Annotated in this window: 16 protein-coding genes; 8 read left to right on the top strand and 8 right to left on the bottom strand. The window is 64.9% G+C overall.

Translation table 11 applies throughout. The features are described 5' to 3' along the window. Window positions 1-22: 22 nt before the first annotated feature. From KP004_RS20280 to KP004_RS20255, 6 genes are all read right to left on the bottom strand, one after another. Entirely contained in the window at window positions 23-2977 is a 2955-nt protein-coding gene (locus tag KP004_RS20280; RefSeq protein ID WP_216800182.1) for a malto-oligosyltrehalose synthase, read from the bottom strand. A gap of 12 nt (window positions 2978-2989) precedes the next feature. Next, entirely contained in the window at window positions 2990-5434 is a 2445-nt protein-coding gene (locus tag KP004_RS20275) for a DUF3536 domain-containing protein (protein WP_216800181.1), read from the bottom strand. Next, window positions 5421-7307 carry a malto-oligosyltrehalose trehalohydrolase gene (gene treZ, locus KP004_RS20270; RefSeq protein ID WP_216800180.1) on the bottom strand — a complete coding sequence of 629 codons (1887 nt, stop codon included), beginning with the start codon at window positions 7305-7307 and terminating at the stop codon, window positions 5421-5423. The genes KP004_RS20275 and treZ overlap by 14 nt, the downstream gene beginning before the upstream one ends. Window positions 7308-7543: 236 nt before the next feature. Beyond that, window positions 7544-7984 (bottom strand): ferritin-like domain-containing protein, encoded by a 441-nt coding sequence (locus KP004_RS20265; RefSeq protein WP_216800179.1) that lies wholly within the window; start codon window positions 7982-7984, stop codon window positions 7544-7546. A 107-nt stretch (window positions 7985-8091) separates the two neighbouring features. Continuing rightward, window positions 8092-8259 carry a hypothetical protein gene (locus KP004_RS20260; RefSeq protein ID WP_216800178.1) on the bottom strand — a complete coding sequence of 56 codons (168 nt, stop codon included), beginning with the start codon at window positions 8257-8259 and terminating at the stop codon, window positions 8092-8094. 23 nt (window positions 8260-8282) lie between these two features. Next, window positions 8283-8462, bottom strand: a complete 180-nt coding sequence (locus KP004_RS20255; protein ID WP_216800177.1) for an SAP domain-containing protein — start codon at window positions 8460-8462, stop codon at window positions 8283-8285. A gap of 148 nt (window positions 8463-8610) precedes the next feature. Here KP004_RS20255 and ligD point away from each other — a divergent pair, with 148 nt between their 5' ends. Continuing rightward, on the top strand, window positions 8611-11313 hold the full coding sequence (ligD, locus tag KP004_RS20250; RefSeq protein WP_216800176.1) for a DNA ligase D: 2703 nt from the start codon (window positions 8611-8613) through the stop codon (window positions 11311-11313). A 146-nt stretch (window positions 11314-11459) separates the two neighbouring features. Continuing rightward, on the top strand, window positions 11460-11636 hold the full coding sequence (locus tag KP004_RS20245; RefSeq protein WP_216800175.1) for a DUF1328 family protein: 177 nt from the start codon (window positions 11460-11462) through the stop codon (window positions 11634-11636). A 105-nt stretch (window positions 11637-11741) separates the two neighbouring features. Here KP004_RS20245 and KP004_RS20240 read toward each other — a convergent pair whose 3' ends face one another. Beyond that, on the bottom strand, window positions 11742-12614 hold the full coding sequence (locus tag KP004_RS20240) for an ADP-polyphosphate phosphotransferase (protein ID WP_216800174.1): 873 nt from the start codon (window positions 12612-12614) through the stop codon (window positions 11742-11744). Window positions 12615-12881: 267 nt separating this feature from the next. Then, window positions 12882-14672, bottom strand: coding sequence for a thiamine pyrophosphate-requiring protein (locus KP004_RS20235; RefSeq protein WP_216800173.1), 1791 nt, complete (start codon window positions 14670-14672; stop codon window positions 12882-12884). Between the two features lie 201 nt (window positions 14673-14873). On the opposite strand from KP004_RS20235, the gene KP004_RS20230 reads away from it, so the two are divergent. From KP004_RS20230 to KP004_RS20205, 6 genes are all read left to right on the top strand, one after another. Next, window positions 14874-17771: a 4Fe-4S dicluster domain-containing protein gene (locus KP004_RS20230; protein WP_216800172.1), complete on the top strand. Its 2898-nt coding sequence runs from the start codon at window positions 14874-14876 to the stop codon at window positions 17769-17771. A 66-nt stretch (window positions 17772-17837) separates the two neighbouring features. Then, window positions 17838-19709 carry a quinol:electron acceptor oxidoreductase subunit ActD gene (locus tag KP004_RS20225; protein ID WP_239026878.1) on the top strand — a complete coding sequence of 624 codons (1872 nt, stop codon included), beginning with the start codon at window positions 17838-17840 and terminating at the stop codon, window positions 19707-19709. Next, window positions 19696-20751, top strand: a complete 1056-nt coding sequence (locus KP004_RS20220; RefSeq protein ID WP_216800171.1) for a hypothetical protein — start codon at window positions 19696-19698, stop codon at window positions 20749-20751. Before KP004_RS20225 ends, KP004_RS20220 begins: the two co-directional genes overlap by 14 nt. Beyond that, entirely contained in the window at window positions 20748-21317 is a 570-nt protein-coding gene (locus KP004_RS20215; RefSeq protein ID WP_239026877.1) for a cytochrome c3 family protein, read from the top strand. Before KP004_RS20220 ends, KP004_RS20215 begins: the two co-directional genes overlap by 4 nt. 83 nt (window positions 21318-21400) lie before the next feature. Further along, complete coding sequence (locus KP004_RS20210) at window positions 21401-22786, top strand: cbb3-type cytochrome c oxidase subunit I (RefSeq protein WP_216800170.1); 1386 nt, start codon at window positions 21401-21403, stop codon at window positions 22784-22786. After that, complete coding sequence (locus KP004_RS20205; RefSeq protein WP_216800169.1) at window positions 22783-23772, top strand: cbb3-type cytochrome c oxidase subunit II; 990 nt, start codon at window positions 22783-22785, stop codon at window positions 23770-23772. The genes KP004_RS20210 and KP004_RS20205 overlap by 4 nt, the downstream gene beginning before the upstream one ends. Window positions 23773-23872 lie beyond the last annotated feature (100 nt).

The raw sequence follows: 23872 nt of genomic DNA, 5'->3' as shown, positions 1-23872 counted from the left end.
TCTCTATCCGCTCCCTCCCTCTCTATACCGGCTCCAGCAACGCCACGCTCACATCGCTGAACAGTGCCGCAAGGGGTATCGCCAGCCGTCCATCGCAGCGCTCCGCCTCCACCTGCTGGTCGTTGACGATATTGCTGAACCTCTCCCCGCACCCTTCCGGCACCAGCAGCACGGTGTCCTGCCAGGCCGCCCCCAGCGGAGTGCTCCCCTCATCCGGCATCAACCCGGCCACCAGCCGCGCCGCCGCCACGATCAGCGTGCTCTCGCTTCCCTTCCGGGCGAAGGCGCAGACGTGCCGCTCGCGTGCCCCCTTGGCCTCGAGCGGCAGGTACTCTCCGGAATCGAAGGGATCCCGGTGCCGACGGCGGTAGTTCAGCACCCGGTAGATCAGGAAGAGCTTGATCCTGCCGTCTTCGCTTCGTTCCAGGAGCTCCCGGCATAGGGGCTGCGCGCCGATCTCGGCCTCGCGCTCCTTTATCTCGCGCAGCGCCTCCTTCCTGGCGGCGTAATCGACCTGGCGCCGGTTGTCCGGATCGACCAGGGTGAACTCGATCAGCTCCGTCCCCTGGTAGAAGTCCGGCACCCCCGGGGCAGTCATCTTAAGAAGGGTCTGGGACAGGGAGCTGAACAGGCCGCAACGCGAGACCCGCCGTTGCAGCGGCTGAAACTCGCGCAGGAACGGGTTCCCCGGCGACTGCTCCAGGATGCCGTCCAGGAAACCCAGCACCGCCTCCTCATAGGCGCTGTTGGGGCTCACCCAGCTGCTGTTGACCTTCGCCTCCCGCAGCGCCTTGATCACGTAGTCGCGGATCCTCCCCCTGAAGCTGTCGTACCCCGCCTGGTCCATCTCCCCCGCGGGCCAGGCGCCCAGCAGGGTCTGGTAAATCAGGTATTCCTCGTTGCGGTCCGGGACCCTCTGGTTTTCAATCAGGCTCCCCCGCCCCTTGTTGGTCCGGCTCCAGCGCACCACCGACTTCTGCCAGAGTTCCGGGAGCTCGGAGAGGGCGTCGATCCGGGTGCGCACGTCCTCGCCGCGCTTGGAGTCGTGGGTCGAGGTGGTGACCATGGCATGGGGGAAGTTCTTGTTGCGCTCCAGGTTCTGCCCGTGGAAGGCCTCCAGCGTGGTGCCGAACTTGCCGGGCATCCCCCCGACGTCGTTGAGCGAGATGAGCCGGTGATAGACGTAGAAGGCGGTGTCCTCCAGCCCCTTGGCCATGACCGGCCCGGTGATCTGCTGGAAGCGCATGGCGAAATAGAGCCAGGCGCGGCGACTCTCCTCGCCGGCCCGCTCCGGCGCCTTCAGAAGAAGCACGTCCCGTACGAAGTCGAAGACGGAGCCGCTGATGGCGGGGTTCCTGCGCTTGGCCTTGGACACCGCCGCCTCGATGTACTGCACGTCCTTGTCGCGCACCGAGGCGGAATTGGCGTAGGTGCGGTACACCGGGAAGCAGGCGATCACCTCGCTGATGGCGCGGACCAGGCTGTTCAGGGTGAAATCGCGGGTGAGCCGGTCCTGCTCGGCGATGTTGTTCAGCTGGTGCGCCAGCATGTTCACCTCACCCGAGAGCGAGACCTGCATCACCAGCTTTTTCTTTTCGTAGACGATCTCGGTGAAGTCGGAGGCCCGCTTGACGAAGCGGTCGTAGATGCGGTCGAACTGCTTGGCGGCCTCAGTATCGACGAAGATGCCGTTCACGCTGTTCAGGAACTCGTACCCGGTGGTGCCGGCCACCGGCCACTGCTCGGGGAGCTGCTCCCCCTTCATCAGGATCTTCTCCACCACCGCGTAGAGCGGCTGGTAAAAGGGGTCCTGTTCCAGTCCGGCGAAGTACTCCGCCTCGGCGCCATTGCCCCCCTCGCCCCCCGGCTCGCAGCCGCACAGCAGCAGGTACGCGCTCTTTTGCAGGTTCTGCAGGTAGGAGACCGGGTCGTACAAACCGTCCACGTGGTCGATGCGCACCCCGGTCACCTTCCGCTCCCGGATCAGCCTGAAGAGCAGGGTGTGGGTGAGGTCGTAGACCGCCTGGTCCTCCATGCGGATCGCCGCCAGGGCGTTGATGTCGAAGAAGCGGCGGTAGTTGATCTCCTCCGTCGCGACCCGCCAGTAGGAGAGGCGGTACACCTGGTCCCGCAGCAGCTGGTCCAGGGAATCGAAACTGCCGGGTTCCCCCTTGGCGCCGTTGAAGATCCTGACGTTCTCCGCGATGAATTCCGTCACCTCCGGCGCATCCTGGCACAACTGCCAGAGCCGCTTCTTGATGATCTCCTTCTCGCGGTGGCGCTCGCCCATCTTCTCGGGGTCCTGCTCGGTGGGAGGGGGGAGATGCTGCAGTGCGGTCTCGATGCTCAAGAACTCCTGGACCGGCGAGGCCTCCGGGGGGAACCGCTCTTTCAGCATGTCCAGCCGGTACTGCAGGATGCGGAGGTAGCTGCGCGGCTCGATGGGGATCTGCAGGGAGTAGCACTGCACGAAGAAGGCGCCGTCGCGGAAGAGGAGCTGCAGCCCGCCCCCCTCCAGCACCTTGCCGTACTGGTCGCCCAAAAGCGGCAGCAGCACCTTGCCGGTCAGTTCCTTTTTGACCGGCTCCCAGTCGATGTCGAAGAAGCGGGCGAAGGGGGAGCTCATGCCGTTTTCGAGTACGTCCATCCACCAGATGTTGTCGCCGCTTTCGATGCACATGTGGTTGGGGACGAAGTCGAGGATGTGCCCCATGCCGTGGCGGGAGAGCTCGTCGACCATGACCTGGTGCCCCTGCTCGTCCCCGACCTCCCGGTTCAGGATGGTCTGGTTCACCACGTCGTAGCCGTGCACGCTCCCTTCCTTGGCGGCGAGGTAGGAGGAGGCGTACACGTCACTGATGCCGAGGTCGTCCAGGTAGGCGATGATCCCAGTGGCGTCGGCGAAGGTGAACCCGGCGTTGAACTGCAGCCGGTAGGTGGCGCTGGGAATACGCGCCTCAGGCAGGTTTGGCTCCATGCTCCCCCCGGTCTACCCTTGTGGCAGCACCGCTCCCAGGTTGAAGCGCAGGGTTTCCCCCAGCTTCCTGAACGCGTCGAGCCAGATGCCCGCCCCTTCCTCTCCTCCGCCCGATCGGGTCACGTACTCGGGGTACACCGTCTTGGCCAGCTGGTAATAGTCGTTCTGCATCTGCCAGAGCACGACGTTAATGGGGATCTCGTACAAGAGGTCCATGTACTTCTGCATTCTACCCATCAGCTTGAGGTCGGAGGGATCCTGCCGCAGCTCGCCGGACATCGCCTCGAGGCGGCGCCTCATGAAGTACTCCGTCCCGGGTTCCTCGATGGCAACGCCCCAGGCCCGGATCTGCCCGACGATCCTGTGCACCGCGTCCGCGTCGACCTCCTCCTCGCTCATCGCGTGGCGCAGGGCCTCGTTCAGGGCCGGCTGAGCCACCGCCATGAAGATGTGCGGCACCGGGACCCGGGTCTCCTTGACGAACTCCATGAGGGGGCGGCTGCGTTCGTACATCTCCTGGTAGCTGGATATCTCCTCCTCCATGCTCTGCTTGATGATCTGGTTGATGATCTTGCGCTGCTCGTCGCTGAACAGGTTCACCAGGGAGAAGCTGTGCGTGCCGAAGTGTTTGTCCATCAGGGTGACCAGGTCGGTGTAGAGCCCCTTGTCGAAGGCGCCGCTCATCTCCTCCCGCATGGCCGCGTAGCCACCCGCGTCACAGGCCTCCTTCACACCCCCCTTGAAGTCGTGGCTGCCGATGCGCATGACGCAGAAGGTGAGGCAGGCCTCCTCCTCGGTGATCTCGCTCGCCACGTGGATGCGCCCCATGGCCATGACCGCGTCCGCGCTGGCGATCTTGTGGTACTCCTCCCTGGCGATGGCGTAGCAGTAGATCTGGGAGCGCTCCTCATACTCCTCGTAGAGCGAGCTGAAGGCGTAGTGGGCGGCGACCCTGACCAGGTCGAGCCGGATCGGGAGTACGAAGTTCTGGTAGATCCAGAGGCCGTCCTGGTGCTCGGGGATGTTGCTCTTGGCCTCCTTGAGCCGGCCCAGGAAGGCCTGTTCCAGGTTCCTTTCCACGATTCCCCCGGCGAGCTGCAGGGCGCGGCTCGCGTAGTCGATCACCTGGACCGTCTCCAGCCCCGAGAGCTCGTCGAAGAACCAGCCGCAGCTCGTGTACATGAGCATGGCGTGGCGCTGCATCTCCAGCAGTTTCAGGGCCTGAATCTTCTCGTCCCTGGCCAGTTCCCGGGAGGCGTGCTGGGACAGGAAGCTTTCCGCACGCTCCATGCTGCGGTCCAGGATCACCTCGATGTAGGCGTCGCGTGCCTGCCAGGGATCCTTGAAAAATTCCCTCCCCTTCTGCTCGAACCCCTTGGCGAGCCGGTCCCGCAGCCAGTCGAGCGCGGCGCGAAGCGGGGCGCGCCACTGCTGGTTCCATCCCGGGACCCCGCCCGAGCAGCCGCAATCGCTGTTCCAGCGCTCCACGCCGTGGGCGCAGCTCCAGGAGGTCCGCTCGCGGATCTGCACCTCCATGGCCGGCGGGCACAGTTCCAGGTACTCGCCGTAGTTGGTGAGCCGCGCCAGGTTGTTCCCCTCGATGTGGTTCAAGCAGGCGGCAAGCGCCATGTCGCCGAATTTCTGATGGTGGCCGTAGGTCTCACCGTCGGTGGCGATGTGCATCAGCTGGGTCCAGTCGCGGTCTTCGGTGAAGCCGCCGATCAGCCGCCCCGCCAGGGCCTCCCCGCTGTCCAGGAGGTTTTCGAAGGCGACCGCGCGCGAGATGGGGCCGTCGTAGAAGAACAGGGTGATGGAGCGCCCGGAGGGGAGCTTGCAGAGGTAGGCGCGGGTGGGGTCGATCTCGGTTTCGGTCCATTCTTCCGTCCCCAGCGCCCGGTACGCTCCGGCCTGGTGCGGCGCGAGCACGGTGTACTTGATCCCCTGCTCGGCCAGGATGTTCAGCGTCTCCAGGTCGACCGCCGTCTCGGCGAGCCACATTCCTTCCGGGAACCTCCCGAAACGTTTCTGGAAATCGGCGATGCCCCACACCACCTGGGTGTGCTTGTCGCGCGAGTTCGCCAGCGGCATGATCATGTGGTTGTAGACCTGGGCGATGGCGGAGCCGTGGCCCGAGCGCCACTCCATGCTCTGCTTGTCCGCGGTCAGGATGGCGTTGTAGATGTTGGGGGCGGCAAGCTCCATCCAGGAGAGGACGGTCGGCCCGAAGTTGAAGCTTATCTTCGCGTAATTGCTGGTGATGTCCATGACGCGGCTGTCGCCGTCCAGGATGCGGGAGGCCGAGTTCGAGGCGTAGCACTCGGCGGTGATGCGTTCGTTCCAGTCGTGATAGGGGAAGGCCGAATCCTGTATCTCCACCGCCTCGAGCCAGGGGTTTTCCCGCGGCGGCTGGTAAAAGTGTCCGTGGATGCAGACGAAACGCTCCTTAGCTGGCTCCATGTGTTCCTCCTGAAAGTTGGGCGCTGTACATCACCACGCTGAAAGGGTTGACCCTGACCATCCGGTGCCGCTCCGCATCGCCGACTTCCACACGCTCCGGGGCCTCCTCGCCCGGGCCTCGCCACTGCTGCCCCGAGGAGTCCAGCACCCGCTCCCAATTTCCCCGCGGCAGATCGAGAGGGATCTCCTGCTGGATGTTGCTGAAGCTGAACAGGCAAAGCACCGAGGAGCCGCCGGTCCACCTTCTCAGGAAGAGAACCTTCTGTTCAGGCAGCCCCGCGACCGCCATCGCGTCGCGCTGGTACACCTGTAGCGCCGGAAGGGCGGTACGCAGGGCAAAGAGCTTCCTGTAGAAGGCGAGGATGACGGCCTGCTCACCCTCTTTGGGCGACGCCACGTCGATCACTGATTCCTCGAAGGTAGACTCGGCCGCTGGATCAGGGATGTCACCCTCGCAGATCCCGGAGGCATGCTCCTCGTGCTTGCCCTTGCGCACCAACTCCACGAGTTCCGGGTCGGTGTGGTCGATGAAGTAGTGGAAGGGGGCGCGCTCCCCGTACTCCTCTCCCATGAAGATCAGCGGCAGGTAGGGAGACAGGATCACCGTGGCGGCCGCGAGGAGCAGTTGATTCAAAGGGAGGGTGGCGCTCAGGCGGTCGCCGCACTTGCGGTTACCGACCTGGTCGTGGTTCTGCGAGAAGACCACGAACTGCGAGCCGGGATGTTTTTCGGTAGGTCCGCCGTGGCGCCGCCTGCGGTACCTCGAGTACTCGCCGGTGTAGACGAAGGCCTCCTCGAACGCCTTCTGCAGCTGGCTGAACTGGCCGAAATCCTCGTAGTATCCGGTGATCTCGCCGGTCAAAAGCGCGCGCAGCGCGTGATGGAAGTTGTCGCACCACTGTGCATCGAGGCCGAAGCCGCACTTATCCGGGGAATTGATCAGGCGCACGTCGTTGGTGTCGTTCTCCGCGAAGAGGTAGAGCTGACGTCCCAGCCGCTCCCGGTGCTGGTGGATCTCGTCGGCCAGGCGGCGCAAAAGCGGCTTCGGGGTCTGGTCGAAGATCCAGTCCACCGCATCCAGCCGCAGCCCGTCGAAACGGAATTCCGTCGTCCAGTAGGCGGCGTTGCCCAGGAAGTATTCCAGGACCGGGTCGCTGTCAGCGCCGTCGAGGTTCATGGCCCGCCCCCAGGGGGTGCGGTACTTGTCGGTGAAGTAGTGGCCGAAGTCGTCCAGGTAGCACCCCTCCGGGCCGAAGTGGTTGTAGACCACGTCCAGTACCACCGCGAGTCCCTTCCTGTGACAGGCGTTCACCAGCCTTCTCAGCCCTTCGGGGCCGCCGTAGTTGCTTTGGGGGGCGAAATGGTACACGCCGTCGTAGCCCCAGTTGCGCCTCCCCGGGCATTGCGACACCGGCATGATCTCCAGCGCGGTGATCCCCAGCTCGACCAGGTAGTCCAGATGCTGGATCACCGCTTCGAAGGTCCCTTCCACGGTGAAGGTACCGACGTGGATTTCGTAGATGCGGTACTGCTCCAACGGGATACCCTGCCACCCCTCCTCGCTCCACAGGAACTGTTCCGGGTCCACCACCTGGGACGGCTCGTGCACGCCGTCGGGCTGGTAGCGTGACACGGGATCGGGAAAGGTCCTGCCGGAGTCGAGCTGGTAGAGATAGCGGTCGCCGTCGGCCACGCCGGGGACGGTGATCGAATAGTATCCTTTTCCCTCCGGCTGCATGGCCACCGTGCCGGTTGCCTTGCCGGAGAGGATGAGGACGTTCACCGTCTTGGACTTGGGGGCCCAGACCCGGAACTGCGTCCCATCCTTCAAAACCGTGGCGCCGAGTTCTACGCGCCAGCCACCCGCTACCATGACCACCTCCGCCGGCCATAACTGCCCTCCCATGAGAGCGGCCGGATTCACATAAAAAAATACTAACCAAAGATACATTAGCGACCACTCATGTCAATGCCTTGCGAGAGGCGCTTTCGCAGAAGATGAGTCCCGTTTCCTCCGGCCCTAATGAAAAAAGAAAGCCCGGATCCAGTGGATCCGGGCTTTCCCGCAGCACAGCCGTGGCGGAAGGGTGTTGCGCTTTCGGTGTTACCCTACTTGCGCAACGTCGGCAGTGCTTCGCGGATGAAGGAGAGGTGGCGCTGCTCGTCGGCGTAGTTGGCACGCACGATGGCCGAGATGTCCACGGGGAAATCGAGCTTGGAGGCCTCCTCGTAACGGCTGGTGGTCAGGCGTTCGTTGCTCTCCATCGCCTCCAGTGCCCCCTTCGAGCCGGTCAGGCTGCGCAGGGCCGTGAAGCCGGAGATGAGGAACCCCTTGAAGTCGGAGGTGAGCTCCGGCGGGGTCCCCCCGAGCTCCAGCAGCTTCGCGGAGAGGAGGTCGATGTGCTTGCGGTGGTCCGCCTGGAACTGGATCAACTTGTCCTTGATGACCACCTCGTTCACGTTCTTGATGGCCTGGTCATAGGCATGGGTCGCGTCCACATCCAGCTGGATCAGTTTTTCCAATTGGTCGAGAATGTCGTCTCTGTTCATGCTTTCCTCCGGATCAGTTTTTGGTATTTGTTCGCTCGCGACCCGTATGGCCGCGGGTAAACCGCTCTTTCCTCCTTCAGTCAGCATGACCCCCATAACATGGCGTGCTACTCCTCCCGCATCTTTTCCAGCAGGGTCCACTCGTGACCCGTCGACTTGTGGTGGTTCTCCCCCGCCTCGCGCGCCATTTCCCTGCTGCTCAACCAGTCGGTTATGGCGCCGCAACCGTCCTTGCACTCTGGAATGTACTCGTACTTGGTGTAGTCGAAGTCCATCGGCGCCTCCTCCCGGCAGGTCCTCAGTTGCAGTCCTCCGCCCAGAGGCAGCCCTGCTGCCCGCACTGGGATGACTGCCCCGAATCGAAACACGCGCTATTTCCTTCCTTGTTTTGGATAAGGCGGATCAGCTCGCCTTTTTTCAGCTTCCCGCACGGGATGTCCATCTTTTGTGCGATCTCCTTGATCTCCTGGACCTTCATGCTTCCTCTCCTTTCTTGCGCCCGCGATGGGCCTTGGGTTAGCCTCAAAATTAGCAACGCATAATAATCTAGCCGCCGCTCTCCTTTTGTCAATCTCCCGCGTGCTGTTGCTGTGATAGACTCATGTGCAGCCAAAGGAGGTGTTCTCATGGGACTGGAAGAGTATCAGCGCAAACGGGACCTGAGCAGGACACCCGAGCCCGCCGGGAGCGGGGCGAGGTCCGCCAGGGCCTTGCGTTTCGTGGTCCACAAGCATGCCGCCTCCCACCTGCATTACGATTTTCGCCTGGAGCTGGACGGCGTGTTGAAGAGCTGGGCCATTCCCAAGGGTCCCTCACTCGACCCTGCCGTGAAGCGGCTGGCCATGATGGTCGAGGACCATCCTTACGAGTATGGCGACTTCGAGGGAGTGATCCCCAAAGGGAACTACGGCGCCGGTGAAGTGATCATCTGGGACACCGGCACCTTCCATGCGTCGGGAAGCGAGGCCCCGGAGCGGAGTCTCGAGCTTTTGCGCGAGGGATTGCAGAAAGGCGACCTGAAGTTCGTGTTGCACGGTGAGAAGCTGAACGGCGAGTTCGCCCTGGTGCGCATCAAGGGGGACAAGGGGAACTCCTGGCTGCTGATCAAGAAAAAGGACCCGTTCGTCAGCAGCGACGACGTGACCCTCCTGGACCGTTCCGTGGTGAGCAACGCGACCATCGAGGACGTGCGGGCCGGCCGGATGCCGCAGCGCGTGTCCGTGCAGGCGCGGCAACCAGGTGCCGCCGCACCGGCTCCCCTCCACCCTTCCTCCCCCCTCCTGGGGGAGGAGCAAGCAACAGGCGCCCCCCCAACACCGCCCGCAGAGTCCGCCACCCCCACCACCCCCACCAACTCTCCCGGGTCCACCGGGTCCACCGGGTCCACCGGGTCCATCAGGTCCACAGTGTCAGCCGGCACCCCCATGCTTGCCACCTCCGCGGCCGAGTCCTTCGACGACCCGGACTGGCTTTTCGAGATCAAGCTCGACGGCTACCGCGCCCTAGCCGAAGTCTCCGGCAGCAAAGTCTCCCTCTACTCGCGCAACAACCTCTCCTTCAACAAAAAATTCCCCACTGTTGTCGCGGCGCTGGCCTCCCTCGGCGTCGACGCCATTTTCGACGGCGAGGTGGTGGCGCTCGACGACAGCGGGCGCTCCTATTTTCAGCTGCTGCAGAACTACCAGCGCACCGGCCGCGGCAACATCGCCTATTTCGTCTTCGACCTGCTCTACCTCAACGGTGAAGACCTGCGCAACCAGCCGCTTTTGGCCCGCAAGGAGCGGCTGCGTGCCCTGCTGCCGGACCTTGCCGACATCCGCTACAGCGACCACGTCATGGAGTACGGCAGGGAGTTCTTCGAGCTGGCGCGCCAGAACAACCTGGAGGGGATCCTGGCCAAACGTGCCGCCAGCCTGTACCAGGCGGGAAGAAGGAGCAAGGAGTGGCTGAAAATCAAGGTACGCCTGCAACAGGAGGCGGTGATCTGCGGCTTCACCCAGCCGCGCCGCAGCAGAAAGGGGTTCGGCGCCCTGGTGCTCGGCGTGTACGAGGACGACCGGCTGGTCTGCATCGGGTTCGCCGGCGGGGGCTTCGACGACGCCGGGCTCAAGGAGATGTACGACCTGCTGCAGCCGCTGGTGCAGGACAGCTCCCCGTTCCAGCAGCCGGTCAAGTCGGACATGCCGGTCACGTGGGTGAGGCCGGAACTGGTCTGCGAGGTCGAATTTTCCGAATGGACCGATGAAAACGTGATGCGCCAGCCCATCTACCTCGGCCTCAGGGAGGACAAGGACCCGAAGGGCGTGGTGCGGGAGCTGGTCGCCTCGGCCGCCGCCCCGCCCCCCAAGCCCGCTGCGCCCCCCCCGCCCCCTGCCCCGTCCCAGCCGGCGCCCCCCGCTAAAACCTCCAGCGGAAAGAGGGGCAGGGAAGAGCTGATGATCCTGGACGGCCACCGGCTGGAACTTTCCAATCTGGACAAGGTGTTCTGGCCGGACCAGGGGTACACCAAGGGAGACGTCGTCAACTACTACCGGACCATGGCCCACGCCATGCTCCCCCACCTGGTGGACCGTCCGGAGTCGCTGTACCGCACCCCCAACGGCATCGCGGAGCCGGGCTTTTTCCAGAAGGAGGCGGGCGAGCTGCCGCCTGCCTGGATCACGACCCGCGAGATCTACTCGAAGCACGTGGACAAGAACATCAAGTTCTTCGTCTGCCAGGATGAGGCCACCCTGGTCTACATGGCCAACCTGGGCTGCATCGAGATCAACCCCTGGCTGTCGCGGCTGCAAAACCTCGACTACCCCGACTACTTCGTCATCGACCTGGACCCCGAGGATATCCCCTTTGCCAAGGTGATCGAGACGGCACTGGCCGTGCGCGAAGTCCTCGACAAAGCAGGCGCCGTCAGCTTTCCCAAGACCTCCGGCGCAACCGGCATCCACATCTATGTGCCGCTGGGCGCCAGGTACGACTACGATGCCGCGGGCGAATTCGCCAAGGTGATCGCGACCCTGGTGCACCACAAGGTCCCGGACTTCACCAGCATCCTGCGCAGCCCGAAGTTGCGGCAGAAAAAGGTCTACCTCGACTTCCTGCAGAACAAGCCGGGACAGACCCTGGCGGCCCCCTACAGCATACGCCCCAGGCCCGGCGCAACCGTCTCCGCCCCGCTCAAGTGGGAGGAGGTAAAGCCGGGCCTCGACCCGAGCCGGTTCACCATCGCCACCATGCCGGGACGGCTGGAGCACCTGGGCGACCTGTTCGCGGGGGTGCTGGGACCTGGAATCGACCTGGAGCAGTGCATCGAGAACCTGGAACGGGGATAGACGGGAGAGGCAATTGACAATGGACAATTGACAACGGACGATGGGGTCGACACAAAAATTAAAAAATTACAAGATTTAAAACCTTGCCGTTCCCATGATACACTTTGTTTAAGGAAGCTAATGAGTGTGCGGGGAGGTGAAAGATCATGTTACGTTGGGCCATCATTTTCTTCATTATTTCCATCATCGCTGCAGTGTTTGGTTTCGGCGGTATCGCCACTGCTGCGGCGGGTATCGCAAAATTGCTCTTCTACCTGTTCCTGGTTATCGCCGTGGTGATGCTGGTAGCAGGCCTGCTGGCAGGACGGAGCATTACACGATGACGACCACGATGACGACTTTGGCAAGAACTTCAATCGAGGCGGCGCAAGCCGCCTTTTTGCTGCCCTAAACCCTCCCGGCCGACGCTCGGCCGGGAATCCCGCCGGTCACGATTTGGCCAACTCGTCACGTATGGTCAGCAGTTCCCGGCGCTTCTCCTCGGAGGTTTCCGGATACCTCATCTTCAAATCTTCCAAAAGGTTCACCACCACCTGGGCCACGACCAGCCGTGCGTTCTTCTTGTCGTCCGCCGGGACGACGTACCAGGGTGCCTCCTTGCTGCTGGTGGCGGCCAGGCACTCCTCATAGGCCCTCATGTACTGCTTCCAGCGCTTGCGCTCTTCTATGTCGTCGCGGTTGAATTTCCAGTTCTTTTCCGGGTTGTCGATCCGCTCCAGGAAGCGTTTGCGCTGTTCTTCCTTGGAGATGTGCAGGAAGAACTTGATGATGAGGGTGCCGTTTCGAGTCAGGTGCGCTTCCAGGTCGTTCATGGAGCGGAAGCGCTCCCGCCAGATGTTCTTGCGGCTGGATAGTTCGTCCGGGAGGTTCTCCGCCGCCAGGATCTCCGGGTGCACCCGTACGATCAGGGCCTCCTCGTAGTAGGAGCGGTTGAAGATGCCGATGCGGCCGCGCTCCGGCAGGCGCCTGATGCTGCGCCACAGGAAATCGTGGTCCAGTTCCTCGGTGCTCGGGTGCTTGAAGGAGTAGACCTCGCAACCCTGCGGGTTGATGCCGGAAAGGACGTGCTTGATCATGCTGTCCTTGCCGGCGGCGTCCATGGCCTGGAAGATGAGGAGGACCGACCAGCTGTTGTTGGCGTAGAGAAGTCCCTGCAGGGCGCTCAACCGCTCGATCTGTTCGGTCAGAAGCTCCTGGTACTCCTCCTTGGAGTGGTAAAAAGGCGGTACCGAAGTGGGGCGCTTCTTCAACTCCACCTTGTCCTTGGGCTTCACGCGGAACTGCTCGGTAGGTATCTTCATGCGCGCCTCCTTTATGACGACACCTGTTGAGGCTAGCGCACTTTGCCGTCTTTTCAATGAGAGTCCGCAGGCTCAGCTTTCATTGGGAAGAGGGAAAATCAAATTGCCCCCGCCTCTCCAAAAGCAAATCCCCCTAAATCCCCCTTCTCAAAGGGGGACTTCGCCAAGCTTCCCCGGACCGACGCAAAAAGGGGACCGGCACCTGCGGAGCCAGCCCCCTCGGTTCGTTGTCAATTGTCAATTGTCCATTGTCAATTACCCATTCCCCTACTTCTCGCTCCTGGTCAACAGCGTCGACATCATCTGCTTGGCCGACTGCGTCATGATGCCGCCGAGGTTCGGATCCCCCTTGAAGAGCGAGGAGAGGAACCCCTTGGCCTGCTCGAAGGTGATGTGCGGCGGCAGCGGCGGCACGTCCGGGTCGCAGCGCGCATCGATCACCACCGGCCGGTTCGCCGAGAGCGCCGTCCTCCAGGCCGCGCTGATCTGCTCCGGATCCTCCAACCTGATCCCGTCCAGGCCGAGCATCTCGGCGTATCCCGCGTAGGGGAATTCCGGAATGTCCTGCGACGCGCTGAACTTCGCGTCCCCGTTCATGACGCGCTGCTCCCAGGTCACCTGGTTCAGGTCTCCGTTGTTCAGGACCAGGACCACCAGGCGCGGGTTGCTCCACTCCTTCCAGTACTTGGCGATGTTCACCAGCCCGTTGATCCCCTGCATCTGCATGGCGCCGTCTCCCACCATGGCGATCACCGGCCGGTCCGGATAGTTCATCTTGGCTGCGACGGCGTAAGGAACCCCGGGGCACATGGTGGCCAGGCCGCCCGACAGGGATGCCATCATGCCGGCCCTCATCTTGAGGTCGCGCGCGTACCAGTTGGCGGCCGACCCCGAATCACAGGTCAGGATGCAGTTGTCCGGGAGCAGGGGGGAGAGCTCCCAGAACAGGCGCTGCGGGTTGATCGGCTTCGCCTCGAGCTTGGCGCGCGCCTCCAGCACCTCCCACCACTCGTTGACCCCTTTCTCGATGTCATCGCGCCACCCCCGGTCCTGCTTCTGCTCCAGCAGCGGGATCAACGCCCGCAGGGTGAGCCTCGCGTCCCCCTGCAGGTTCACCTCCATGGGATAGCGCAGCCCCAGCATCCTCGGACTGATATCGATCTGGACCCCGCGCGCCTGCCCCTCCTTGGGCAGGAACTCCGAATAGGGGAAGCCGCTGCCGATCATGAGCAGGGTGTCGCACTCCTTCATCATCTCCCAGCTCGGCTTGGTACCCAAAAGCCCTATGGAACCGGTGACGTACGGGAGGGTGTCCGGCAGCACCGCCTTGCCCAAAAGCGCCTTGGCCACCCCCGCCCCCAGCTTCTCGGCCGCTATGGCGACCTCCTCAGTTGCGCCGAGCGCGCCGGCCCCCACCAGGATGGCCACCTTCTTGCCGGCGTTCAAGACGTCCGCGGCGCGCCTGAGCTCGTCGCGGGCAGGGGTGATGTCAGGGCGGGTGAAGCCGAGCCCGGTGAAGGTGGAACCATGCTTGCGCACCGGCGAGGGGACCGCATCCATCTCCTGCACGTCGCTGGGAAGGATGACGCAGGTGACGGTCCGCTCAGCCAGGGCTATACGGATGGCGCGGTCGACCAGTTGCCTGATCTGTTCGGCGCTGCTCGCCATGTGCACGTAGTGGTGGGCCACGTCCTTGTACAAGGAAATGAGATCGACCTCCTGCTGAAAGTCCGCCCCGAGCGCCATGGTGGGCTGCTGTCCCACGATGGCGACCACCGGTTGGTGGTCGAGCTTCGCGTCATAGAGCCCGTTCAACAGATGGATGGCGCCCGGCCCGGAGGTGGCGATGCAGACCCCGACCTCGCCGGTGAACTTCGCGTGCGCGCAGGCCATGAAAGCGGCCTCCTCCTCGTGCCGGGTCTGGATAAAGGCGACCTTCTCCTTTTCCCGGTTCAAGGCGCCCATCACGCCGTTGATGCCGTCGCCCGGGTAGCCGTAGACCTTGCGCACCCCCCAGTCGTAAAGCCTTTGCACCAGGTAATCGCTGGCAGTTGTCATGAGTCCTCCCTGCTCATTAGATTTGTCATCTAAATCAACCCTAACAGTCTAGGAACGAGACATCCTTTGTCAACAGTGAAGACCACGATTTACGCGGCCTGCTTGACAAGGTCCACCACCTTGATAAAAAAGGTTAATCTTTTTTCATCTCCATCTTCATTGACGCGATGCACCAATGAGAACCATCCCGGGGGGGAGCCGATGTCCGAGATGTCCAGACGCACCTTCTTGTGGATCACGGGGGGCAGCAGCATTGCACTGGCGACCGACGCGCCGCGCAAGCTGGTCAACAACCTGATCCCGAAGGTGATCCCTCCGGAGGAGATCGTTCCCGGCCACTGGACCTATTACGCCACGACCTGCCGCGAATGCCCCGCCGGCTGCGGCATGCACGTCGCCAACCGCGACGGCCGCGCCACCAAGGCGGAGGGGAACCCCGAGCACCCGGTGAACCGGGGCGCGCTCTGCCCGCGCGGGCAGTCCTCGCTGCAGGGGCTTTTCGACCCCGACCGGGTCACCAAGGTGCTCTACCGCACCGGGAGAAAGTACCGGCCCAAGAGCTGGCAGGAGGCTCTCGACTCCATCTCCATCCGGCTGGCCCACGGCGGTAGGGTGGCACTGCTTTCCAGCCTGCAGACCGGGGCGCAGGCGGAGGTGCTGCAGGCATTTGCCGCCGCCTTCGGCTCGGACCGGCTCCTCTTCTACGAGCCCTTCAACTGCGAATCCCTCCGCGCGGCGCACCAGCAGCTCTTCGGTCTCCCGGTAATCCCCCGCCACGACCTGGAAGGGAGCGACTTCATCCTCAGTTTCGCCGCCGACTTCCTGGAGACCTGGGGCTCGCCGGTCCGCCAGGCCCGGCAGTTTGCCGACGGCCGCGCCTACCGTGAGGGGGCACCCCCGACCCGCATGGCCTACCTGGGGCCGCGCCTCTCCATGACCGCGAGCAACGCGGACCGTTTCGTCCAGGTTGCCCCGAACCAGCTCCCGGTCGTGGCGGCGGCCCTGCTCAGGGTGGTCCTGGAGCGGGGATGGCACCGGAACGACCTCGGGCCGGTCCGACCGGCGCTGGACGCCCTGTTCAACTCCTCCCCTCCCCCCGCCGTCGACCAGGAGCTCCTGGTCACGCTGGCCCGCGACTTCACCGCAGCACGCCGCCCCGTCGCCCTGGCCGGTCCGCAGTATGCCTCGGGCCCGGCGGCCACCGACACCGCCCTCTGCGTCGCCCTGCTCAACTACGCCGCGGGTGCGCTCGGCACCACCGTCGATTTCTCCCGTCCCCACGCCCTGAGCGGAAGCGCCCGCGAGGCTGAGCTGGACCTGTTCTTTTCCTCGCTGGGGCCGCAGGACGTACTCTTCGTGCTCGACGCGAACCCCGCCTACAGCAGGACCGCAGCGGCGGAAGCGATGGCGCGGGCCGGGATGGTGGTGTACCTCGGAACACAGCTGGACGAGACCGCGGAACTGGCACGCTGGGTGCTCCCGACCGACTACCCGCTGGAATCGTGGGGCGAGTACCAGCCGGAACCGGGGGTGGACGGCCTGATACAGCCGGTGATGGGACGCATCTACGACACCCGCGGCGCCGGCGACATCCTCATTGCCCTGGCCCGGCAGGCGGGGCGGCCGCTGAAGACGGCACGGGGCACCACACCTGCCGACCTGCAGCAGTGGCTCAAGGAACGGCGTGGTTTCGGCGGGGGAGGCGACCAGGCGGAACGAGGCTGGCAGGCGGCGCTCAGGAAGGGGGGAGCCTGGCAGGTGTCCGCTCCGGCTGCGACGACGGCACCCGCCCCCCATCTGGCCGGGTTCTCCTTCCAGGCCAAACCTCCTCCTGGGGCGACGCGCCCGGAGGAGGTGGAGCTCTGGCCCTGGGCCTCCATCATGCTGTACGACGGACGTCCGGCCAACCGGGGCTGGCTGCAGGAGGCGCCCGACCCGGTGAGCTTCATCGTCTGGGGCAACTGGATCGACCTGCACCCGAAGAAGGCCGCCGCCCTCGGCATCGGGGAGGGTGACCTGGTACAGCTCACCAGCGTCTCCGGATCGCTGCGGGCGCCGGTCCGCCTGACCCCGGAGGTGCACGAGCAGAGCGTGGCCATCGCGCTGGGCCAGGGGCACAGTGCCCTGGGCCAGAACGCGAGGGGGGTCGGCTCCAACGTCTTTCTCCTGCTCGAGGCCGTCCAGCGGGTCGGGTTCTTCACCCCCTGCCGGGTCAGCAAGGTCGCCGACGACGCCCCCCGCCCCATCCGCACCGCGCTGCGCAACGACCAGTTGCACCGCGACCTGCTCGAGTCGGTGCCGCTGTCGGCGCTGCGCTCCCCGCCCCCCCCGGTCGAGTTCGACCTTCCGCTCCCCGAGGGCTATCACGCGGACCGCGACCTCTACCCCAGGCATGAGCACTCCAAGCACCGCTGGGCCATGGTGATCGACCTGCAGCGCTGCATCGGCTGCGGCGCCTGCGCCGTCGCCTGCTATGCCGAAAACAACGTCCCGGTGGTCGGCCCGGAGCTGGTGGCGGACGGGCGGGAGATGGCATGGCTGCGCGTCCCTCCCTACCGCGTCCCCGGCAGTACCTGGCGCTACGCGTGGCTCCCGCTGCACTGCCAGCACTGCGACGCCGCCCCCTGCGAGCCGGTCTGCCCGGTCTTCGCCTCGGTGCACAACGAGGAGGGGCTGAACGCGCAGATCTACAATCGCTGCATCGGCACCCGCTACTGTTCCAACAACTGCCCCTACAAGGTGCGGCGCTTCAACTGGTTGAACCTGGAGTGGAGAAAGCCGCTGGACCTGCAGTTGAACCCGGAGGTGACCGTACGCCAGCGCGGCGTGATGGAAAAGTGCACCTTTTGCGTCCAGCGCATCCGCCAGGCGCAGTACCGCGCCGCGCGGGAGGGGCGCAAACTGCGGGACGGCGAAATCGTTCCCGCCTGCGCCCAGACCTGCCCGGCCCGCGTCTTCACCTTCGGCGACCTCCTCGACCCCGCCGCGGAGGTGACCCGGCTCACCCGCAGCGACCCGCGCCGCTACCACCTGCTCCACGAGCTGAACACGAAGCCCGCCGTGACCTTCCTGAAGCGGGTGGAAAACGAGGTGGTCTGATCAGCTGAGCCTCAAGGGGGACAGGCACCTGCGGAGCCAGTCCCCTTCAGACAAAGGAGAGCGTCTGTGCCGCCAAGCTACGGCCAAATCAACGACGACGTCCTCAATGCCATGCAGAAGCCGGGCTACGCCTTCTACCTGGCGGTGGTCTCCCTGGCCGGGCTGGTGGGACTGGCGGCGCTCGCGCTGATGTACCAGGTCCAGGCGGGGATGGGGGTGACCGGGCTGAACCGCCCCGTCGGCTGGGCGGTCTACATCACGAACTTCGTCTTCTGGGTCGGTATCGCGCATTCCGGAACCCTGATCTCGGCGATCCTGTACCTCCTGCGCGCCAAGTGGCGCGACGCGGTGTCGCGCTCGGCCGAGGCGATGACCATCTTCGCGGTCATGACCGCGGGGCTCTTCCCGCTCATCCACCTGGGAAGGCTCTGGGCTTTCTACTACATCATCCCCTACCCGTCGCAGCGCCAGATCTGGCCGAACTTCGTGAGTCCCCTGGTCTGGGACGTGCTGGCGGTGTCGACCTACTTCACGGTGAGCCTCATCTTCTGGTACATCGGCCTGATCCCCGACCTCGCGGCGGCGCGGGACCGTTACCGGACTGAGCTGGGCCCGGAGCACCTGAAAAGCAGGATCTACCGCGCCCTCTCCGTGGGGTGGTCCGGCTCCGGGAGCCAGTGGCACCACTACGGCCGCTCCTACCTCTTCTTCGCCGCCCTGGCCACCCCGCTGGTGGTCTCGGTGCACTCGGTGGTCTCCTGGGACTTCGCCATGAGCCTTCTGCCGGGGTGGCACAGCGCCATCTTCCCCCCCTACTTCGTGGCCGGCGCCATCCATTCCGGGCTCGCCATGGTGCTCACCCTGCTGATCCCGATGCGGAAGTTATTGCACCTCGAGCGACTGATCGAGATGCACCACTTCGAGATGCTGGCCAAGACCATCATCCTCACCGCCACCATCGTCGGCTACGCCTACGCCGTCGAGGGGTTCATCGCCTGGTACTCCGGCGACCTGGTCGAGTGGCAAAACTACCAGTGGCGCCTGTTCGGGCCCGTGGCCTGGATGTACTGGCTCTGCGTGGTCTGCAACGTGCTGGTTCCCTGGCTCTTCGTCTTCAGGCGCCTGCGCACGCACTACCTGCCGCTCTTCGTCATCTCGCTATTGGTCAACGTCGGCATGTGGTACGAGAGGCTGATGATCATCTACACCTCCCAGGCGCATGACTTTCTCCCCCATAACTTCGGGCGCTACCTCCCCACCTGGGTGGAACTGGTGATCACCGCCGGCTCCTTCGGCTTCTTCTTCCTCTTCTTCGTCCTCTTCACGAGGGGGCTCCCCACCGTTCCGCTGAGCGAGTTGAAGGGGCAGATCGCCGAGGAGGAGGTGCCACAGACGCAACTGTGCCTGAACCGGGTCAGCCAGAGGCTGCCGCAACACCGTTCCACGGTCCTCGCCGTCTTCTCCCATGCCGGCAGCCTGGTCAGCGCCACCAAGCTCTGCTGCGACGGCGGCTTCGAGATCATGGAAACCTTCTCGCCGGTCAAGATCGAGCAGCTTTCCGAGGTGCTGAAGCTTAAGAAGAGCCCGGTGCGGCTCTTCACCCTGGCGGGCGCCGTCTCCGGCCTTCTCGGCGGCTTCTGGCTGGCCGGCGGCACCGCGCTGGTGAACCGGCTCACCGTCGGGGGAAAGCCTCCCCTGTCCTGGATCCCCTTCTGCGTGGTCGGCTTCGAGGGGACCATCCTCATCGGGAGCCTGGCGAACCTCCTGGGGCTCGCGCTTTTGGCCCGCCTGTTCCGCCTGGAGACGCGTCCTTTGTACGACCCGCGCTTCTCGCGCGACAAGTTCGGCCTGCTGGTGAGCTGCGGGCCCGACCAGGTCGAACTGCTGAAGGAGCGGCTCGCGCCTGCCCGACCGGAGGAATTCCATGTCCACCAGTGAGCGTCCCTTCGCGAAGCTCTGGCTGCCGCTCTGGCTTCTCCTCGCCGTGGCCGGAGTCGCGGTGTGGGTCGTGCTGTTAAACGGCGTCGAGGAGCCGCGCGCCTGGCGCTCGCTGCTGATCAACTTCCTGTTCTTCACCTCGCTGGCGGGGGGGATGGTGGTCTGGCCGCCGCTGGTGGCGACCTGCAACGGCAGATGGCACGTCAGGGTCGAGCGGCTCGCCTCGGCCGGGATCGCCTTCGCACTCCCCTCGCTGGCCGCCCTCGTCCTCCTCTGGGTCGCCAACGGAGAGTGGGGTCCCTGGCGCGGCATCCACTACCATCAGGGGATCTGGCTGCAGCCGGACTTCCTGTTCGGCCGGGACCTGGCCGCCCTCCTCGTCTTCTGGGGGTTGGGGTGGTACCACCTGCGGCAGCGGCGCAAGGGGGAGGGAGGGGGGCTGGGGCCGGTGCTGGTGCTCATTTACTGCCTCGTCTTCTCCCTGCTCGGCTTCGACCTGGTCATGGCGCTCGACCCGTACTGGCACAGTAACCTCGCCGGCGGCTACTTCTTCATGTCCGGGCTCTACATCGCCATCACCTGCTGGGCCCTCCTCGCCGCGAGCCATCCCGCGGCCGAACCGGACCAGCTTCACGACCTCGGCAAGCTGATGGTCGCCTTCAGCCTGATGACCACCTACCTCATGTACGCGCATCTCCTGCCGTTTTGGTACGAGAACCTCCCCCGCGAGGTCCGCTTCATCGTGCCGCGCCTGCACGGGCGGGACTGGGCGCCGGTGAGCGCCTTCCTTCTGGCCCTGGTCTATTTCGGGCCGCTGGTGCTCCTGTTGCCGATCCGCGCAAAGCGCAGCCGCCTCGCGCTCGGGGTGATCTCCTTGCTGGTATTGTGCGGGCTCTGGCTGGAGCGCTGGTGGCTGGTGGCGCCCACCTTCGAGCAGGCGCCCCGGCTGGGGCTCCCCGAGCTCTCGCTGGCCGCGGGGTTTGCCGGGATACTCGGGCTGGGAATGACCTGGCTGCGCCGGGTCGAGGGGGAAAGGCCATGACGGCGGCAGCCGGCAAAGGGATTCCGGCGGGAAGCGGCGGCACACCGCACAAAACGGGGCCGCCCTGGGGCAATGTCGCCGCGGCAGTGGTCGTCCTGTGCGCCGCGGCAGCGGCGCTCGTCTACCTGGACCGGCTCTACCCGGTGGGACTCGGCCCACGCCAGCCCATCCCGTTCAGCCACCGGGTGCACGCCGGAATCAAGCAGATCAGCTGCTTCATGTGTCACGACAGCGCCACCCGTTCGTCGCGGGCCGGCATACCGCCGCTGCAGACCTGCCTGCTCTGCCACGCCCGCATCATCCGCACCTACCCGTACATCGCCCGGCTGCGGGAGCTGGTGGCCCTGAACCAGCCGGTGGTCTGGCAGCGGGTGAACTGGGTGCCGGAGTTCGTCTATTTCGATCACTCCATGCACCTGCGGCGCGGCGTCGACTGCGGCCACTGCCACGGCGACATCCGGCACATGGACCGGGTGGCGGGGGCGGTGAAGTTCGAGATGGGCTTTTGCATCCAGTGCCACCGGGACAACCGGGTCACCCACGACTGCTTCGTCTGCCACAGGTGACAAGGCCGAGATACAAGCGGTTACGCGAAGGACGCACAGTATCCGCTGAGCACGCAAAGAAAGACTTTTCTGGGGGGACTGCCATGGCCGACTTCATCCACAAACCACAGAGCGCGGCGCTCGCCTTCATGGTCGCGGGGGCGGTCTGGTTCGTGGTGGGCGCCGTGTACGGCATGTTCTCCGCCATCCACCTGGTGGCGCCGGAGTTCCTGCCCCACGTGGCGGCGCTGGTGTTCGGACGGGAACGCCCGGTCCACATCAACACCATGCTCTACGGCTTCACCGGCACCATGCTGATCGGCTCGGGCCTCTACTACCTCCCGGCCCTCTTGCGAACGAGGCTCTGGTCCGAACCGCTCGCCTGGGTCGCCTTCCTCTTCTGGAACCTGACCGTGCTGAGCGGCCCGGTGGGATTCGCCTTCGGGCTCACCCAGGGGCGCGAGTACAACGAATACGTCTGGCTCGCCGACGTCTCGCTGGTCATAGCCGTCGCCTGCCTCATCGTCGACACGGGCCTCACCATCGCGCAGCGCCGGGAGCCGCAGCTCTACGTCTCCGTCTGGTATTTCATGGCCGCGCTCCTTTGGACCGCCTGCAACTACCCGCTGGGAAACGTGATGTGGCATCCCTCCACCGGTGCCATGCCCGGGCTGATCGACTCGCTCTTTCTCTGGTTTTGGGGGCATAACCTCCCGGGACTCCTGATCACGCCCCTTGCCACCGGCGCCGCCTACTACGTGATCCCCCGGGTGACCCGGACGCCGCTCAACTCGCACACCCTGTCGCTTCTGGGCTTCTGGTTCCTGATCGCCCTCTACAGCCACATCGGCGGGCACCACGTGCTGCAATCCCCCATCCCGAACTGGCTGAAGACGGTTTCCGTGGTCGATTCCATCTCGATGATACTGCCGGTCTCCATCGTGGTGATCAACCTCTGGCTCACCGCGCGCGGCTTCGGCGGCAGGGTCTGGAGCGACCCCTCCGCCCGGCTGGTGATGGGGGGGATCGTCTGGTACATCATCACCTGCATCCAGGGGCCGCTGCAGTCGCTTCCCTTCCTGCAGCGGGTGACCCACTTCAACAACTGGACCGTCGGGCACGCCCACATCGCCATGCTCGGCTTCGGCGGCTACATCGCCCTGGGCGCCATGTGGCACGTGCTCCCCCTGGTGAGCGGGCGTCCGGTCTATTCCCAGAAGCTGGTCAACCTTCAGTTCGGACTGATCACCCTGGGGCTCACCGGCTTCTTCCTGGTGCTGACCATGGCGGGGCTGGTGCAGGGGAGCGCCTGGCACAACGGGGAGACGGTGCTGCGGGTGCTCCCCGAAATCGCCCCTTTCATGGTGCTGCGGGCCGCGCTGGGCATCTTCATCCTGACCGGTTCGCTGGTCGGGCTTTTCAACCTGTACATGACCCTGCGCCCGGTGCCCGAGCCCGAGCTGCTCAGGCGGGCGGAGGAGGCGGCATGAAGATGACCCCGGCCGTTCTCATCGTCGGCGCGCTCATGGTCTTCTGGGCCTCAACCTTCATCATCGTGGGATTGCCCTCCATGACCATGAAGGACTACCCCTCGGACATCTGGCGGCCGCTCTCGCCGCTGGAGCGCGAGGGGCACCGGCTCTACGTGAGAAACGGCTGCAGCTACTGCCACTCCCAGTTCATCCGGGTCAGCGACTGGGACATCGGGGCGGAGCGGATCGCCCGGGCCGGCGACTACGCCGGCATCGAGCCGGCCATCCTGGGAAGCGAGCGCACCGGCCCGGACCTCTCCCAGGAGGGGGGGGAACACAGCGACGACTGGAACATCGCCCACTTCACCAACCCGCGCTACACCACCCCCGTATCGGTGATGCCCGCCTGGGACTTCCTGACCGTCCGCGAGATCCAGGCGCTGGCGGCCTACGTCCAGGCACTGGGGGGAAAGGACGCGGACCTCAGGCACAAGCGCCAGCGCGACTGGAAGCGGCAGGCGCAGGTGGCCTACGCGGGGGGCGTCGACCGCAACATCGAGTGGCTGCACGCGCAGGTGCCCGAGGTCTGGCGCCGGATGCCCAACCCCTACCCGGCCACCCAGGCGGCGCTGCAGCGCGGCAAAAGGATCTACCAGCAGCTGTGCATCAACTGCCACAGCCCCATCGGTGACGGCAACGGCCCGGCGCAGCCCTTCCTGGGTCCGCCCCCGCTGAACTTCACCATTCTCAGGCGCCACCTGGTGGAGAACCGGTACATCGGCGGGATCTTCTACTACCAGATCATGAACGGCATCACCGGCACCGCCATGCCCTACTTCAAGAAGCACCTGGAGAGCGAGAAGATCTGGGACCTGGCCAACTACCTGGCGGTGTCGTTCCTCGGATACACCGACGCCAACACCGAGCCCCGCGGCATCGACGCCTCCTACGAGGGGAACTGGCAGAACCCGTACCCGCCGCCGGCCGTGCAGGAGTCGCCCTAGCTCCGCCAAGCTCGTTACCGCCTCCCCCCCCTTGACGGGAGGGGGCCGGGGGGTGGGTGAAGCCGCAAGGATGGGCACAGTGGCGGGTCCAGCCGGACGC

The sequence above is a fragment of the Geomonas oryzisoli genome, assembly GCF_018986915.1.
Classification (GTDB): Bacteria; Desulfobacterota; Desulfuromonadia; order Geobacterales; family Geobacteraceae; genus Geomonas; species Geomonas oryzisoli.
The sequence above is the reverse complement of the archived record's forward strand: the minus strand, read 5'-3'. Positions and strand labels throughout refer to the sequence as shown.